At 38.7% G+C, this 16,668-nt stretch carries 22 protein-coding genes; 20 read left to right on the top strand and 2 right to left on the bottom strand.

Features of this window, described 5'->3' with window-relative positions:
• Nucleotides 1-54: 54 nt before the first annotated feature.
• Complete coding sequence (locus NZ698_RS07835; RefSeq protein WP_034675016.1) at nt 55-750, bottom strand: LytR/AlgR family response regulator transcription factor; 696 nt, start codon at nt 748-750, stop codon at nt 55-57.
• 54 nt (nt 751-804) lie between these two features.
• Complete coding sequence (locus NZ698_RS07830) at nt 805-1,281, bottom strand: Dps family protein (RefSeq protein ID WP_263002519.1); 477 nt, start codon at nt 1,279-1,281, stop codon at nt 805-807.
• A 239-nt stretch (nt 1,282-1,520) separates the two neighbouring features.
• Here NZ698_RS07830 and NZ698_RS07825 point away from each other — a divergent pair, with 239 nt between their 5' ends.
• From NZ698_RS07825 to NZ698_RS07730, 20 genes are all read left to right on the top strand, one after another.
• On the top strand, nt 1,521-2,453 hold the full coding sequence (locus NZ698_RS07825) for a ring-cleaving dioxygenase (protein WP_263002518.1): 933 nt from the start codon (nt 1,521-1,523) through the stop codon (nt 2,451-2,453).
• An 86-nt stretch (nt 2,454-2,539) separates the two neighbouring features.
• Nucleotides 2,540-3,493 carry a ring-cleaving dioxygenase gene (locus NZ698_RS07820; protein WP_263002517.1) on the top strand — a complete coding sequence of 318 codons (954 nt, stop codon included), beginning with the start codon at nt 2,540-2,542 and terminating at the stop codon, nt 3,491-3,493.
• A gap of 1 nt (nt 3,494) precedes the next feature.
• On the top strand, nt 3,495-4,115 hold the full coding sequence (locus NZ698_RS07815; RefSeq protein ID WP_263002516.1) for an alpha/beta hydrolase: 621 nt from the start codon (nt 3,495-3,497) through the stop codon (nt 4,113-4,115).
• Nucleotides 4,116-4,167: 52 nt separating this feature from the next.
• A complete protein-coding gene (locus tag NZ698_RS07810; RefSeq protein ID WP_263002515.1) occupies nt 4,168-4,515 on the top strand; it encodes a cupin domain-containing protein in 348 nt (115 codons plus the stop codon).
• Nucleotides 4,516-4,537: 22 nt separating this feature from the next.
• Entirely contained in the window at nt 4,538-4,849 is a 312-nt protein-coding gene (locus NZ698_RS07805) for a hypothetical protein (protein ID WP_263002514.1), read from the top strand.
• A gap of 9 nt (nt 4,850-4,858) precedes the next feature.
• Nucleotides 4,859-5,443 carry a Crp/Fnr family transcriptional regulator gene (locus NZ698_RS07800; protein WP_263002513.1) on the top strand — a complete coding sequence of 195 codons (585 nt, stop codon included), beginning with the start codon at nt 4,859-4,861 and terminating at the stop codon, nt 5,441-5,443.
• A gap of 145 nt (nt 5,444-5,588) precedes the next feature.
• The gene (locus NZ698_RS07795) at nt 5,589-6,464 is read left to right on the top strand and encodes a pirin family protein (protein ID WP_263002512.1); all 876 of its coding nucleotides are present in this window, start codon (nt 5,589-5,591) and stop codon (nt 6,462-6,464) included.
• Nucleotides 6,465-6,768: 304 nt separating this feature from the next.
• Complete coding sequence (locus tag NZ698_RS07790; RefSeq protein WP_263002511.1) at nt 6,769-7,149, top strand: molybdopterin cofactor-binding domain-containing protein; 381 nt, start codon at nt 6,769-6,771, stop codon at nt 7,147-7,149.
• A gap of 48 nt (nt 7,150-7,197) precedes the next feature.
• On the top strand, nt 7,198-8,319 hold the full coding sequence (locus tag NZ698_RS07785; protein ID WP_263002510.1) for an XdhC family protein: 1,122 nt from the start codon (nt 7,198-7,200) through the stop codon (nt 8,317-8,319).
• A gap of 3 nt (nt 8,320-8,322) precedes the next feature.
• The gene (gene moaA, locus NZ698_RS07780) at nt 8,323-9,303 is read left to right on the top strand and encodes a GTP 3',8-cyclase MoaA (protein WP_263002509.1); all 981 of its coding nucleotides are present in this window, start codon (nt 8,323-8,325) and stop codon (nt 9,301-9,303) included.
• Nucleotides 9,303-9,884 (top strand): nucleotidyltransferase family protein, encoded by a 582-nt coding sequence (locus tag NZ698_RS07775; protein WP_263002508.1) that lies wholly within the window; start codon nt 9,303-9,305, stop codon nt 9,882-9,884. Before moaA ends, NZ698_RS07775 begins: the two co-directional genes overlap by 1 nt.
• On the top strand, nt 9,881-11,065 hold the full coding sequence (locus tag NZ698_RS07770; protein WP_263002507.1) for a molybdopterin molybdotransferase MoeA: 1,185 nt from the start codon (nt 9,881-9,883) through the stop codon (nt 11,063-11,065). The genes NZ698_RS07775 and NZ698_RS07770 overlap by 4 nt, the downstream gene beginning before the upstream one ends.
• Nucleotides 11,066-11,103: 38 nt before the next feature.
• The gene (locus tag NZ698_RS07765; RefSeq protein ID WP_263002506.1) at nt 11,104-11,838 is read left to right on the top strand and encodes a sulfite exporter TauE/SafE family protein; all 735 of its coding nucleotides are present in this window, start codon (nt 11,104-11,106) and stop codon (nt 11,836-11,838) included.
• Between the two features lie 2 nt (nt 11,839-11,840).
• Nucleotides 11,841-12,338 carry a molybdopterin-binding protein gene (locus tag NZ698_RS07760; RefSeq protein WP_263002505.1) on the top strand — a complete coding sequence of 166 codons (498 nt, stop codon included), beginning with the start codon at nt 11,841-11,843 and terminating at the stop codon, nt 12,336-12,338.
• Nucleotides 12,339-12,340: 2 nt separating this feature from the next.
• Entirely contained in the window at nt 12,341-12,568 is a 228-nt protein-coding gene (locus tag NZ698_RS07755) for a MoaD/ThiS family protein (RefSeq protein WP_263002504.1), read from the top strand.
• Nucleotide 12,569: 1 nt separating this feature from the next.
• Nucleotides 12,570-13,691 (top strand): HesA/MoeB/ThiF family protein, encoded by a 1,122-nt coding sequence (locus NZ698_RS07750; protein WP_263002503.1) that lies wholly within the window; start codon nt 12,570-12,572, stop codon nt 13,689-13,691.
• The gene (locus NZ698_RS07745) at nt 13,675-14,115 is read left to right on the top strand and encodes a molybdenum cofactor biosynthesis protein MoaE (protein ID WP_263002502.1); all 441 of its coding nucleotides are present in this window, start codon (nt 13,675-13,677) and stop codon (nt 14,113-14,115) included. The genes NZ698_RS07750 and NZ698_RS07745 overlap by 17 nt, the downstream gene beginning before the upstream one ends.
• 1 nt (nt 14,116) lies before the next feature.
• The gene (moaCB, locus tag NZ698_RS07740) at nt 14,117-15,025 is read left to right on the top strand and encodes a bifunctional molybdenum cofactor biosynthesis protein MoaC/MoaB (protein ID WP_263002501.1); all 909 of its coding nucleotides are present in this window, start codon (nt 14,117-14,119) and stop codon (nt 15,023-15,025) included.
• A 136-nt stretch (nt 15,026-15,161) separates the two neighbouring features.
• On the top strand, nt 15,162-15,647 hold the full coding sequence (locus tag NZ698_RS07735; protein WP_263002500.1) for a (2Fe-2S)-binding protein: 486 nt from the start codon (nt 15,162-15,164) through the stop codon (nt 15,645-15,647).
• Entirely contained in the window at nt 15,640-16,659 is a 1,020-nt protein-coding gene (locus tag NZ698_RS07730) for an FAD binding domain-containing protein (protein ID WP_263002499.1), read from the top strand. Before NZ698_RS07735 ends, NZ698_RS07730 begins: the two co-directional genes overlap by 8 nt.
• Nucleotides 16,660-16,668: the final 9 nt, after the last annotated feature.

Here is a 16,668-nt window from a genome sequence, read left to right as displayed (position 1 = left end):
CAAAAAAAGCGGGAGTGGAAGACGGAAATAGCTGCCCAAATCATTAATAGTTAATTAGAAAACATTCATTCTCGTGTTGAGAGCCTTTCTGTAAGCATCTGCGACGGGAATGAATTTTCCGTTTATCATAATTCCGCCGTCCTGAAGCGTGTCTATCTTGCCGACAGAAACGATGTAAGACCGATGAACTCTGATGAAATGGTCTTTCGGGAGACGTTCTTCCGCCGTTTTCATTTTGCCGTGGATGGCAAACATTTTTTCCCTTGTGTAAAACTTCACGTAATCGCCCATTGCCTCAGCATAAAAAATATCGTCGAGCTTCAAACGCCTTGTGATATTGGAATCTCTGACGAAAAGGAACTCATCTTTGGTCACTTCCACCTCTTCTTTTCTGCTTTCCAGAATCGATTGTGCTTTGCTTACCGCTTGTAAAAATCTCGCCGGCATCACGGGTTTCAAGATGTAATCTGCGATATTCAGTTCGAAAGCTTCGAGTGCGTAATCTTTATTGGATGATGTGAAAATGATGATGATGTCTTTCCCTGAAAGGTTTTTAGTAAGTTCTATTCCGGTCATTTCCGGCATTTCGATATCCAAAAATATCAAATCTACCTGATTGTTCTGCAAATGATTGTAAGCTTCAATCGCGTTGGAATATTCGTTGACAATCGTGAGATTTGGGACTTGTTTTGCCAAATGCGCCAAAGTGGTTCTTGCGATATCGTTGTCATCAACAATTAAAGCTTTCATAGGGATAGTTTATTATGGTTGACACAAATATAATTATTCCTTTTCTTATTTTCTTTAATTTCTGAAGTAAGAGCGTATCATCCAAGCCATTTCTTCGTGCGTTTCTATCAGGCTTGTGATGAAGTCGCTGGAACCGTAATCTTTGTATTTGTCTGCGAAAGGTGTGACGTTTCCTCTTAGAAAATCGATGATGCTTTCGTGGTCTTTTAAAAGGTCTTTCATAAAGCCTAATCCGTCGTTGGTACGCTCGCTGTATTCAGTAAGATGTGTTAATTCTAAATAAGCTTTCATAGTTGCAGGTGCATAATGACCGATTTTTCTGAGACGTTCTGCAACGCTGTCAATCAACTCGTCCAACTGTTTGTACTGTTCTTCGAAGAAAATATGGTTGGCGTGGAAATTATCGCCGGTCACGTTCCAGTGGGCATTTCTTGTTTTGATGTAAAGTACCGTTTCGTCAGCTAAAAGTTTTGCCAATTGTTCTGCAACAGCTTCTGTGTTTTGCTCTGTAAGTCCGATGTTTGTTTTCATAATTTTAAGATTTAAGTTGGAGCGGTATTGCTCTTTTTCTGATGTAAAGTTCAGAAGGAATCTTAAAAAAATGATGGATTTTTCGGTGAATGGGCAAAATGAGTCGTTGAATTTACAGGTTAAATCTTTAAAAATTCTTTATATGAGAATATCACAAAATGAGATTTATTAAACTAGTTAAATGTGCAGCATTTTCCACCGACCTAAATTTGTCATATCAAAATTAAAAAATCAACAAAATGGAAAATAGAATTTTAGGACTGCACCACATTACAGCAATCGCAAATAATGCCAAAAGAAACTTAGATTTTTACACTCAGGTTTTAGGTTTGAGACTGGTAAAGAAAACCGTGAACTTCGATGATCCCGGAACTTATCACTTTTATTTCGGGAATGAAACCGGAACTCCTGGAACAATTTTGACATTTTTTCCTTGGGAAGGAATCGGACAGGGAACCAACGGTGCAGGTTTGGCTACGCACATCGGGTATTCGGTTCCAAAAGGAAGTTTAGTATTCTGGAAAAGCAGGTTGCAGCAATTCAATATCAATGTTGAAGAAAGCGAAATCTTCGGTGAAAAACTGATTTCATTCAAAGACCCGGACGGTTTACAGTTACAGTTTATCGAATCATCAACTCCTGATGACAGAAAAATCTGGACGACCGATGACATCAAGGATGAGAATGGTTTGAAAGGTTTTCACAACGTTACTTTAACCTTGAAAAAAGCTGACCCAACCATCCAAGTCCTGACTGATATCCTTGGATATGACCTTCAAAAACAAGAAGGCGAAAAATACCGTTTCGCAACAGATGCGATAGAAACTGCAAACCTTATCGATATTATTGAAAATGATAAAATTCCTTTTGGTAAAAATGCCGCCGGAACCAATCATCATATTGCTTTTAGAGTTGCAAACGATGATATCTTGATGGAATATCACGAAAAAGTAATGTCTGCGGGATTAAATATCACACCGAAAATCGACAGGGATTATTTCTACTCTTTATATTTCCGCGAACCGGGCGGCGTTTTATTCGAAATCGCAACAGATAATCCAGGATTCACAGTTGATGAACCTTTGAACGAATTGGGACAAAACCTGAAACTTCCAAAGCAATACGAAGCAATGCGTGCTCAAGTAGAAAAAGCGTTACCGAAATTATCATAGGTTATTCTTCTTAGTTAAAGAATATTTTAAATTTATTTCATTAAAAAACTAATAACCAACAACTTTCAACTTTAAATCAAAAAATTATGGCACTTATAACAGGACTTCACCACGTTACCGCCATCACAGGCGACGCGCAGGAAAATATAGACTTTTATACAGGAGTTTTAGGACTTAGATTAATCAAAAAAACGGTCAATTTCGATAATTCTGAGGTGTATCACTTTTATTTCGGAGACGAATTCGGAACGCCGGGAACCATTATGACAACTTTTCCTTATGGCAAAGGTCTGGCAAACGGCAGACACGGCAAAGGAATGCTGAATACAACAGCTTTTTCCATTTCAATGGATGCTCTGGATTATTGGCTGGAAAGGCTGGATAAATTCAATATTCCTTACAAACAGGCACAGCAAAGGTTTTCGGGTGAAGTTTTTATTTATTTGGAAGATTTTGACGGGCTAGGTTTGGAGTTGGTTTTCAATGAAAAAGATGACAGAAAAGGGTATGATAACGGATTTATTCCGAAAGATTTTGCCATCAAAGGTTTCCATCACGTTGAGATTTGGGTAGATGCTTACGAAAGAACTGCCGCACTTTTAACCACACAAATGAACCATCAATTGATTGCTGAAAGCTCTGACAGATTCAGATTTGGAACGGAAGATAAACCCGGGAAATATGTCGATTTGCTTTGTACGCCCAATTCTCTGAAAGGTTTGGCCGGAAGAGGAACGGTGCATCACGTTGCTTTTGCGACTCCCGATGCGCAGTCACAATTGGAGATGATTGAAAGACTGAACAAATTCGGTTTACAGCATACTGAAGTGAAGGATAGAAAATACTTTACTTCCATTTATTTTAAAGAGCCGGGCGGTGTTTTGTTTGAAATTGCCACTTCAGGGCCTGGTTTTGATATTGATGAAGAATTGGCATCTCTTGGTGAAGATTTGATGCTGCCGGAACAGTTTGAAGAAAACAGAGGCCACTTAATAGATGTTCTTCCAAAAATTAATTATCCAACAGAAAAATTTAGATAAAATGAGTCACACTTTAGATATAAAAACAGGCGGAAAATCATTGAATGAAGCTGAAAAAGTTTTGATAATGATTCACGGAAGAGGCGGAAGCGCACAGGATATTCTGAGCTTATCCCAACATTTGAATGTGGAAGATTATGCTTTGTTGGCGCCACAAGCAACCAATGGAAGTTGGTATCCGTTATCCTTCATCGCTCCGGTTGAACAAAACGAACCTTGGTTGTCATCAGCCATTGAAACTGTTGGTAAAACTGTGGAAACGGTTTTGGATGCAGGAATTAAGGTTGAAAATATTTACTTTTTCGGATTTTCCCAGGGTGCTTGTTTGACATTGGAATTTTTAGCAAGAAATGCACAAAGATTTGGTGGAGCAGTAGCCATAATCGGTGGTGTGATTGGAGAAAAAATCAACCATGAAAATTACAAGGGCGATTTTGCACAAACCCCGATTTTCCTGGGAACAAGCAATCCGGATTTCCACGTTCCGGTAGAAAGAGTTTACGCAACAGCGAATATTCTGAAAGAGATGAATGCCGATGTAACGGAGAAAGTTTATGCAAATTTCGGACATTCCATCAATCAGGAGGAAATGGAACTGGCAAATTCTATCGTTTTTAAATAGATTAAAGATTTTAGACATTAGATATCAGACGTCAGATTTAAAATGAAATAATATGAAAATTACTAAAATATTCAGTGACGAAAATGGAGAATCTCATTTCGGAGACATCGAAATTCCGTTAATCAATCAGGGAGAAATTGGATATTTATCCGAAGATATGAATGTTAAAAAACTTCAGTTCAGAACCGTTTCAGCTGATTACAACTACGATTTTCATCACGCTCCGCAAAAGCAATATATTGTACTTTTGAATGGCGGTGTGGAAATACAAACTTCTCTTGGTGAAATCAGACAGTTTCAAACTGGCGAAATCCTTTTGGTTGAAGATATTTCGGGAAAAGGCCACAAAACCAGGAATCTTGAAAAGAAAGAGCGAACATCGTTATTTATTCATATTTAAAATTAATTAAACATAAACACTTATGAATACATTAAACTTTTTGGTCATCGGAAAGAATCAGGAAATTCTTGAGACCTTAAAAAGAATTATCGAAAATAATGAAGGCTGGAAAGCAGAAATCGAGAGTGATGAAAACGCCTGTTATGATTATATCAAAGAAAATCAGGTGGATATTGTGCTGTTGAGTTCCGGTTTAGATGAGGAATTTGAAAATGATATTAAGATATTTTGCACAAACTTAGATAAAGATGTGAAGGTTATCGACCATTACGGCGGTGGAAGTGGACTGTTAAAGAACGAAGTTTACAGTCTTTTTCCTAATTTGCAGCCGTAAACTTAATTTATGTTTGAAAATATCGTCAAGAACGTTACCCGTTTTATCAATCTGAGCAGCGAAGAAGAGAAAATTTTCACCGATTTATTGGTCTGTGAAACCATTCCGAAGAAAACAATTTTGTTGCGGGAAGGTGAAATCTGCCAGTTTGAAGGCTTCATTCACAAAGGTTGTTTGAGGGCTTATTACCTTGATGATAATGGTTTTGAAGTGACAATTTTGTTTGCCATCGAAGATTGGTGGATAAGCGATATCGCCTCGTTTCAGGACCAGAAACCTTCCAATTTATATATTGAAACGATTGAAGATTCGGAGATTTTTATGCTGAATCCGACCACCAAAGAAAAATTGTTGCAGGAAATTCCGAAATTTGAAAGGGTTTTCAGAATGTTGGTTCAGAGGAATCTCTTTACCCTTCAAAACCGTCTGGTGAACACGATTTCCAAAAGCGCATCAGACCGATATCTGGAATTTATCAAAGTGTATCCTACAATTCCGCAGCGGGTTGCGCAATATTATATCGCTTCTTATCTGGGCGTTTCTAAAGAATTTGTGAGTACGATTAGGAAGCGTTTGGCGACTAGAGAAAAATAATTTAGGATTTAAAATATACAATGTCGGATATGAAAATATTCGACATTTTTTTGCTTTAAATGTATTTATTAAACTAGTTAAATGCACAGCAATTTTCATCACCATAGATTTGTCCTATCAATAACGAATAAATAATAAAACAGATATGGACAGAAAAGATTTTTTAAAGAAAGGATTACTCGGAACAGGAATGTTCGTAGCAACCGCATCATTGGGAAATACAATGAAAAATGAGATTGACGAAATTGAGCCACTGGAACCGATTGGATATAATCATTTACCAAACACCGATTCAAAAATCAAAGATAATTCTGTGATTCACAAAGCGGATTCCAGAGGGAAGGCAGACCACGGCTGGCTGGTGAGCAACCATACCTTCAGTTTTGCGAATTATCACAATCCGGAAAGAATGCATTTTGGTGTTCTCAGAGTTTTGAATGATGATAAAGTAGAGGCGGGACGAGGCTTCGGAACGCACCCTCACGATAATATGGAAATCATCAGCATCCCGTTGGAAGGCGATTTGGAGCACAAAGACAGTATGGGAAATTCTGCGATTATCAGGAGTGGAGAAATTCAGGTGATGAGTGCCGGAACCGGAATTATGCACAGTGAATTCAATAAAAATAATGACAGTTTAGTGAAGTTTCTGCAAATCTGGGTATATCCAAACAAAAGAAACGTGACACCAAGATATGACCAGATTACTTTAGATAAAACAAAAAGTCAGAATCAATTCCAGCAGATTCTTTCTCCGAATGCGGATGACGAGGGCGTTTGGATTCATCAGGATGCTTGGTTTCACTTAGGAAACTTCGAAAATAATGTTGAAACCAATTACCAAATCAGGAAAAAAGGGAACGGCGTATATGCTTTTATTTTGAAAGGCAGCGCAGAAATCGAAGGACAAAAAGTGGAAACAAGAGATGGTTTTGGCGTTTGGGATATTTCCGATTTGAACATCAAATCAACTTCAGAAAATACGGAGATTTTGTTGATGGAAGTTCCGATGACAATGTAATAGAAAAAATTAAACAGTCACTTTTACGAGAGTGAAATGTTTATAAAAAATAGGCTTGGGTTTTATTATCTGAGCCTGTTTTTTTTGTTTTAAATTAAATCTTATTTTAAATCTTTATTTGGTTTAAATTATTGATTATTAGTGTTTTAATTTTTTTTTTTTTTTGGTCGGTTTTTTACAGAGTTGAAATTATCCGTATATAGTTAAGAATAAACTGGAAGAAGTTTCCGGTTGGAAAAAACGTAAAAAGAACGAAGGTTTTGGCGTTGCCATTACAGAATGTTTCGCATCTACAGTGGGACATGTGGTCAAAGTTTCCAAAAATCCTGACGGCGGCGTAAAAATAGATAAAGTCTGGGCGGTAATAGATTGCGGTTGGTATGTCAATCCGGATATTATTAAGGCTCAGGTGGAAGGTTCTGTTGTAATGGGATTGGGTGCGGCAGCATTTCATGAAATTACTTTCAAAGACGGAAAAACCGAGCAGAAGAATTTTTATGCTTATCCGATGCCGAGAATTAATGATATTCCACCTATTGAAGTTTTTGTGATTGATAATGACGAGGATGCAGGCGGAGTGGGTGAACCGGGATTACCGCCTTTGGCTCCTGCATTAACCAACGCAATCTTTGATCTTACCGGAAAAAGAATTCGTAAATTGCCATTTGATTTGAATAAAGTTTAAACGGATCATTATTTAAACTTGATATAACAACTGTTTGATTTAAATCCAATGACAGAAATCGGTAATATTATAGCATCCTACAACACGGCACGTGCTGCAGGAAAAAAAACTGCGCTGGCAACAGTTGTGAAAGTGGAAGGATCTTCCTACAGACAGCCGGGTGCCAGAATGGTGGTGACCGAAGATGGAATTCTGACCGGCGCCATCAGCGGAGGTTGTCTGGAGGGTGATGCATTGAGAAAGGCTTTACTTGCCATCAATCAGAAACAGAATAAACTGATCACTTACGATACGAGTGATGAAAGTATTCTGGAGTTCAGCGTGCAACTAGGCTGCAATGGAATTGTGCATATTTTATTTGAATATATTGATTCTGATAATCCTCATAATCCATTGGAGTTACTGAAAAAAGTTGAAGAAAACCGCACCGAATCAGTCATTACAACGTTGTTTTCTTTGGAAAGAAACGCAAAACAAATCGGAACGGTCAATCTTTATCAGGAAAACCAGACTTTTTTTGATGACCAATATTCTTTAGAAGATGAAAGTTTAAATACTTTAAAAAATAAATCTTCACAAATCATAAATATTCAGGTCGAAAACAAAGATCAGAGCGCATTGTTTCAATATATTGCTCCACCCGTTTCGCTGGTGATTGCCGGCGCAGGTAATGACGTTCAGCCTGTGGTTAAGATGGCTGCTATTTTGGGCTGGGAGGTGACTGTGGGAGAGGGAAGAGTGACTCACGCTACTCAAAAGCGTTTTCCAGAAGCGAAAAATGTTTTGGTTGTAAAACCTGAAGAATTAATAGAAAATATCGTCATCGATAACAGAACTTATTTTGTTCTGATGACTCACAATTATAAATATGATCTTGAAGTTTTAAAGCTGGTTTTAAAAACAAACTGTCCGTACATTGGAATATTGGGGCCAAAAACGAAACTGCAGAGAATGTTCGATGACCTTCATGCGGATGGAAATATTCTCACAGACGGAGATTATCAGCGCATCTACGGCCCGATTGGTCTGGATATTGGTGCAGAAACGTCGGAAGAAATTGCTTTGTCTGTTATTTCTGAAATTAAAGCAGTGATCGAGGACAGGAAAGGGACTTCTCTTCGCTATAAAATTGATAAAATTCACGGCCAGCCAGCGGCAAAACATACATAACACATGATTACAGATACTTTCGGAAGAGCGCATGATTATCTGAGGATTTCCCTTACGGATAATTGCAACCTGCGTTGTTTTTACTGCATGCCGGAAGAAAAATATGCCTTTGCTCCCGCCGCAAAACTGATGCAGGTGGATGAAATTGAAACCATAGCTAAGCTTTTCGTAGAACATGGAGTGAAGAAAATCAGACTGACAGGTGGCGAACCTTTGGTTAGAAAAGACGCTCCGAAAATCTTAAAATCATTAGGCAAATTAGATATCGAACTTGCAATTACGACTAATGGAATTCGTGTCGATGAGATGTTAAACGAACTGCTGGAAGCCAATATCAAAGCCATCAACATCAGCCTCGATACTTTACAGCCTGAAAAATTTTTAAAAATTACAAGACGCGATCTGTTTCACCGTGTCAGAAACAATATCAATCTACTCCTCAAGCACAACAATCGGGTAAAAATCAATGTTGTCATCATGAAAGGTTTAAATGATGATGAAATTCTTGATTTCATTGCTTTGACGAAACACAATAATATTGAAGTGCGGTTCATTGAGTTTATGCCTTTCAGCGGAAATCAGTGGACGAGCAATCAGGTGTTTACGCTGCATGAAATTTTATTGAAAGTAAGTTCGAAACATGAAGTTATTCCTCTGGAACCTGAGCCTAACGATACCTCAAGCCGATATATCATTGATGGTCATACTGGATCATTCGCCGTAATCAGCACAATGAGCCAGCCTTTTTGTGATACCTGCAACCGTATGAGGCTGACCGCCGACGGAAAATTAAAAAACTGTCTGTTCAGTAAGGATGAAACTGACTTACTGGGAGCGTTAAGAAATGGTCAGGATATTTTACCGTTAATTGAGCAGACGATGAAAGCCAAGGCCAAAGCTTTGGGCGGACAGTTCAGCGGTGTATTTGAAAACATCGATGCATCAAAATTAGAAAACAGAAGTATGATTACAATCGGCGGTTGATGGAAACAGGAATACTCATTTTAGCGGCAGGAAATTCCTCACGACTCGGAGAGCCAAAACAGTTATTGGATTTTAAAGGAAAAAGTCTCCTGCGACATGTTGCTGAAGAATCACTCAAAATAACAAAATTCGTTGTAGTGGTTACAGGATCTAGTTCAATTGAAATTTCCAGAGAAATTGATGATCTTAAACTTATCATCACAGAAAATAGAATATGGAACGAAGGAATGGGCTCTTCAATTCACATCGGATTTGATCAGCTTTTAAATTCATTTCCAGCCATTGAAAACTGCATTGTTTCAGTTTGCGATCAGCCTTTTATCGAAGCATCGGTTTTTTCTGAATTAATTCAGATGCAGCAAGATTCTCAAAAAGGAATTGTTGCCTCAAAATACGCAGACACTTTAGGAACACCGGTTTTATTTACTAAAAAATATTTTACAGAACTTTCAAAATTTTGCGGTCAGGAAGGTGCAAAAAAACTGCTACAAAAATTTAAAGACGATATCGCTGAAATCAATTTTGAAAAAGGCGCTATCGACATCGATACCCACAACGATTACCAACAACTGATTCAATGAAAATGATTTCCGTCAACGAAGCCAAACAAATCATCCTGCAGTCTGCATTAAAGAAAAAAAGCAGTGTCGTTCCGCTTTCAGAAGCTTTTGGATTGGTCACTTCAGAAGATGTAATTGCTTCAACCGACATCCCTAATTTTCCGCAGTCGTCAATGGATGGTTATGCCCTGAAGTTTTCAGATAAAAATCAGCCACTTTCCGTGATTGGTGAAATGGCTGCAGGCGCATCCAAACAATTGGCAATTGGTGAGAACGAAGCTACCAGAATTTTTACCGGAGCGCCGCTGCCTGAAAACGCAGATACTGTGGTGATGCAGGAAAAAATTCGTCTGGAAAATGAAATGCTGATTATAGAAGACGAAAATCTTTCTGAAGGACTCAACGTCCGTCCGAAAGGTGCCGAAGTTAAAAAAGGAGAGGTCGCCATGACAAAAGGAACCTATCTCTCGGCCGCCGCCATCGGATTTCTTGCCGGTATCGGTTGTGCTGAAGTTTCTGTTTATACACCTCCAAAAGTTGCCATTATTCTTACCGGAAACGAACTTCAGGATCCCGGAAATCTATTAGTATTCGGTCAGGTCTACGAAGCCAATTCTTTTCAGTTGAAAGCAGTTTTAAATCAAACTGGAATTAAAAATATTGAAGTCTTCAGAGCTGAAGACGATCCTAAGGAATTGCACAAAGTACTTGAAAGCGCAATCGAAAACAGTGATGTTGTTTTGCTGAACGGCGGCGTGAGTGTGGGAGATTATGATTTTGTCACTGAGGTTGCTAATATCTGTGGCGTTGAAGAAAAATTTCATAAAATCAGACAGAAACCGGGCAAACCGCTTTTCTTCGGAACAAAAGAAAACAAATTGGTTTTCGGGCTACCCGGAAATCCATCTTCATCGTTAACCTGCTTTTACGAATATGTTTTACCGGCACTCGAAAAAATGATGGGACTGCCGTCAGGTGTTACCGAGATTAAAGCAAACGTAACTCATCATTATCCTAAACCAGCTGGACTGACGCATTTCCTGAAAGCATTTTACAGCAATGGAAAGGTAACCCCGCTTCATGCTCAGGAATCTTTCCGTCTGCATTCTTTTGCACAGGCCAACTGTTTTATTGTTCTGCCTGAAGAATCATTGGGATGCACAGCAAATGAAGAAGTTACGGTGCATCTTTTACCAAAATAATTTAAATAAAAAAATAGAAATCCTAACGCATCACGCCTATGTCTGTAGAAATATTTTATGTTATTCTTTTTTTTGTTGCCTTTTTGTACGCCGCAGTCGGTCACGGTGGTGCGAGCGGATATCTGGCACTCATGGCTCTCTACGGCGTGGCTCCGGAAGAGATGAAACCGACCGCTTTGGTGCTTAATCTTTTTGTTTCCTTAACGTCTTTCATTCAGTATTACCGTGGTGGATATTTTTCCAAAAAACTTTTTATTCCCATTGCCGCGGCCTCAATTCCCATGGCATTTATTGGCGGAATGATCACAGTGGAAGAAAATATTTACAAACGGATTTTGGGAATTTTACTTTTATTTCCGGTGATTCGCTTTTTCTTTTTTAAAAATGTAGACGACAGCGAACTGAAACCTCACAACACGACAATTGCAGTCGTAACGGGCGGAGTGGTAGGTTTACTTTCAGGAATGATCGGCATCGGTGGCGGTATTATTCTTTCTCCGATCTTACTTTTGTTGCACTGGACCAATCAGAAACAGACCGCAGCAATCAGCGCGGCGTTTATCTTCGTCAATTCAGTGGCAGGACTTGGAGGAATGGTCACGCAGGGAATTTCTTTCACTGGTGATATGATGATGTACATTATTGTTGCTTTTACAGGAGGTTTACTGGGTGCTTATTTAGGTTCAAAAAAGTTCAATCATAATGTTTTAAAATATGTATTGGCGACCGTTTTGCTGATGGCATCGTACAAATTATTACTCACAAAAGCTTAACCATGAAGATTCTTTCAATTCTTATTTTATTTTTCAGTTTGACACTCAATGCTCAGGCTGCCAAATCGATTTCGGTAACCGGAGACATTGCCAGGCCGATATCGATCAGTTTTAATGATCTTATAAATTATCAGAAACATTCGGTCGACAGTCTGGCTATTTATAATCACAAAATGGATTACAAAAGCACTCTTAAAAAATTGAACGGTGTTCTGCTTAAAGATGTTTTGTCGAAAGTGGAGTTCAAAACCGATTCTCCAAAACTGTTAAGTGAATTTTATCTGGTCTGCATTGCCGATGACGGCTATAAAGTAGTTTTCTCATGGAATGAAATTTTCAACAGCGGAAACGGAGATCTGGTGCTCATCTTAACAGAACTGAATGGATCTGACGCTTCTAAACTGAAAGAAAACATTATGCTGGTAACTCCGACAGATAAAGCAACGGGAAGAAGATATGTAAAGAATCTGTCGAAAATTGTAATTCAACAGGTAAAATAATTATGGAAATAAAAGTCATCTCATTTGGACAGATCGCAGAAATTACGGGAAAAGAATTCATGATGGAAGCAGCAGATTTAGATTCGTTGAAGTTGTTTTTAATTCAAAAATTTCCCGAACTTTCAGACAGGAAATTTGCTTTCGCGGTCAATAAAAAATTGGTGCAGGAAAATATCATCTTAAATCAAAATGATGTTGTGGCTTTGATGCCGCCTTATTCGGGAGGTTAATATGGAAAATTACAATGAAAGATACGCCCGGCATTACGCTTTGTCTGACTTCGGTTTTGAAGGTCAGCAAAAACTTCTGCAGGCAAAAGTTCTTGTCATCGGTGCAGGTGGTTTAGGTTGTCCGGTTCTCCAGTATCTCGCTGCTGCAGGCGTTGGAATCTTAGGAATTGTTGATCATGACCGCATTTCACTGAGCAATCTTCAGCGACAGACGCTTTATTCTACAGATGACGTTGGTAAAATGAAAACTGATGTTGCTTCTTTAAAATTAAAACAGTTAAATCCCGAAATAAACATTAAATCTTATCAGCTTGAGCTGACTTCAGAAAATGCCTGGGATCTTATTTCAGAGTATGAAATTATTGTCGACTGCACCGATAATTTTGCCACACGTTATCTGATCAATGATGCCTGTGTACTTTTAGATAAGCCTTTGATTTTCGGAGCGATTTATAAATATGAAGGTCAGGTGGCTGTTTTTAATTTAAATTTAAAAAATAATAAAACGGTCAACTACAGACATCTTTTTCCAAATCCTCCCAAACCGGATGAAGTGCAGAACTGCAATGATGTCGGTGTTCTGGGTGTACTTCCAGGAATGATCGGAATGATGCAGGCAAACGAGGTGATCAAATTAATTACAGGTGTTGGTGAAGTTTTGGATGGCAGATTATTGACTTTTAATATGCTCAGTTATGAAACTTTCATTGTGGATATTTCAAATCAAAATTCAGCCATAAATTTAATTCCTGAGAATAGAAAAGCTTTTGAGGAAACGAATTATGACTTTCTTTGTGGAGTTTTTGAAATGAATATTGAGGATTTAAGTTCTGAAGATTTTATTCAACAAACTTTCAACGAAAACACAGTAACCATCGATGTAAGGGAAATTGATGAACACCCGAAAGCAGATTTTGAACATATTCCAATTCCCCTTTCGCAATTAAAAAGCAGAGTGTCGGAAATTGAGAAAGACAACATTCTTTTGTTCTGTCAAAGCGGAAAAAGAAGTCTGAAAGCAGCCGGGATTTTACTGGAACATTTCGGAAATCAGAAAAAAATAAGCCATCTTAAAGGTGGAATTACAGCATTACAGGAAAGAAAAAATGAGCAGAGCAATTAAAAATATATTTACACAGGGAGCGATCAGTCCGCTTTTTATTTCTGAAAGCATTGCAAAACATGCGACGAAAAAAGACATTGGGGCGCACAGTATTTTTCTGGGTCAGATCAGAGAAGATGTGGTCGACGGCAAAACTGTAGCAGCAATTGAATACACAGCCTACGAGGAAATGGTCCTGGAGAAAATGCACGAAATCAGAGAAGATATTTTTTTGAAATATGATCTGACCTGCATGCACGTTCATCACAGTTTGGGAACCGTGAGTGCAGGAGAAATCTGTCTTTTTGTTTTTACCTCTTCAAAGCACAGAATTGCAGCAATGGAAGCCTGTAATGAACTAGTAGAACGTATCAAATCGGAGCTTCAGATTTGGGGAAGAGAAATTTTTAATGACGAATCCCACCAGTGGAAAGTAAATAAATAATATGGTTGATATTACACATAAATCATTCACGTTGCGGAAGGCGATTGCGACAGCAACAGTCAAAACTTCTTCAGCAGAAACCATTTCGGCAATAGAAAACCGCACCGTTCCGAAAGGAGATATTTTTGAGTTTTCGCGTGCGTCAGCATTGTTTGCGGTTAAAAAAACAAGTGACGTCATTCCCGATTGTCATCCGCTACCCGTTGAATTTACATCGGTTACTTTTAAAATAGAAGATTTGTCGGTGATTATTTCCGTGGAAGTACATACCATTTATAAAACCGGAGTGGAAGTGGAGGCGATGCACGGCGCATCAGTGGCCGCACTGGTGATGTATGATATGCTGAAACCGATTGACAAACACGTAGAAATTCAGAACATCCGTCTGTTGGAAAAACAAGGCGGTAAATCTGACAGCAATAAATTTATAAATTCAGATGTAAAAGCTGCGGTGATCGTTTGCTCAGACTCAGCATTCCGTGGCCATAAAGAAGATACTTCAGGAAAAGCAATTTGTGCAGGCTTAGAAAAATATCAGATCACTGATGTCAACTATCAGATCATTGAAGATGATTTTAATACCATCCAATCCACTTTGATCAATTGTAAAGAAGATAATTTTGATTTGGTCATTTTCACTGGCGGAACCGGACTTTCAGCCAGAGATGTCACTCCCGAAGCAATTGCTCCATTAATCGACCGAGAAATTCCCGGAATTATGGAGACTGCAAGAAATTACGGTCAGCTGAGAATAAAAACCGCGATGCTTTCCAGAGGTGTTGCAGGATTTTCAGGTAAGACGCTTGTCCTCACCTTGCCCGGCTCCAAAAAAGGGGTTAAAGAATCCATGGAAGCACTTTTCCCACAGGTTCTTCATGTTTTTCAGTTGAATGATAATCAGATTCATTAAATCTCATTTAATTTTAATCAAAATTCGGTCTTAAGTACATCGATTATAAATTAGCTTTAATACTACCACATGAGCCGTTATGCAGACATAACGGTTCTTTTTTTGTAATACGTTCACTATACCAAAGCTCAAATTTATGTTAAATAGTGAAAAACAATCCATTACGCTTAATGTGAATGGTGAAAATCATCATCTGGAAATTCTGCCTTGGGTTTCCCTTCTCGATGCTCTACGGGAAAGAATTCATCTTACCGGAACAAAAAAAGGCTGTGACCACGGACAGTGTGGCGCTTGTACCGTTTTAGTAGACGGGAAACGTGTTTTAAGCTGTCTCAGTCTCGCTGTTATGAAGGAAGGCACAGAAATAAAAACTATCGAAGGAATTGCAGAAAACGGAAAATTACATCCCATCCAACAGGCTTTTATTGATCACGATGCCTTTCAGTGCGGGTACTGTACACCGGGACAAATCTGCAGTGCGGTTGGATTGCTCAACGAAAATAAAGCCGAAACACGTGAAGAAGTTCAGGACCTGATGAGCGGAAATCTCTGCCGCTGTGGTGCCAACAGAGGAATTATTAATGCTGTAATGTCAGTAAAACAAATGATGTCCCATGAATAATTTTTCTTATACAAAAGCCACTGACGTTGAAGATGCAGTTTCTTTGATCAACGGTCATGATGGCTATAAAGTCATTGCCGGCGGTACCAATATTGTAGATCTGATGAAATATTTCGTCACTCAGGCAGATACTTTAGTTGACATCAACCAAATTTCCGGACTGAGTGATATTACCGAAATTCCGGAAGGAGGAATTAGTATCGGTGCGTTGCTTACCAATGCGGAAACCGCATATCATCCCGTTATTGAACAAAAATATCCACTGTTGTCAAAAGCAATTTTAGCTGGAGCGTCGGCGCAGATCAGAAATATGGCGACCAATGGTGGTAATTTACTGCAAAGAACAAGATGCTATTATTTTTACGATGTCAATACTCCGTGCAATAAGCGTGAACCGGGTTCGGGATGTTCCGCAATTACCGGTTACAACAGAATTCATGCGATTTTGGGACACAGCGCAAACTGTATCGCTGTTTTTCCTTCCGATATGTGTGTAGCGCTTGCCGCTTTGGATGCGGTCGTTCACATTTCAGGACCTGACGGAGAACGCACATTGGAATTTGCCGATTTCCACAGACTTCCTGGCGATACACCAGAGTTTGATAACAATCTTAAAAATGGCGAACTCATTACAGGAATTGAGCTTCCCGAAAAAGGCTTTGCTGAAAATTATTCTTATTTAAAACTAAGGGACAGAGCTTCCTATTCTTTTGCTTTGGTATCCGTTGCGACAGGTTTAACCTTGGAAAACGGGAAAATTAAAGAAGCCAGAATTGCTTTAGGCGGTGTTGCTCATAAGCCTTGGCGTGTAAAAGAAGCAGAAGATTTTTTAGTTGACAGAGAAGCGACAAGAGAAAATTTTTCTGTTGCAGCCGATATAATTTTGAATGGTGCAGTTGGTTTTGAACATAACAGTTTTAAAATTGATCTTGCTAAAAAAGCAATTGTAAGAAACTGCATGATGGCATTAGACCCAAAATCACAGCGTCCCGGCGCAAAACCATCTTTATAAACATCACTT

The sequence above is a fragment of the Chryseobacterium edaphi genome (assembly GCF_025628985.1).
Lineage (GTDB): Bacteria > Bacteroidota > Bacteroidia > Flavobacteriales > Weeksellaceae > Chryseobacterium > Chryseobacterium edaphi.
Note: the sequence above shows the minus strand (reverse complement) of the source record. Positions and strands in the feature narration are given on the sequence as shown.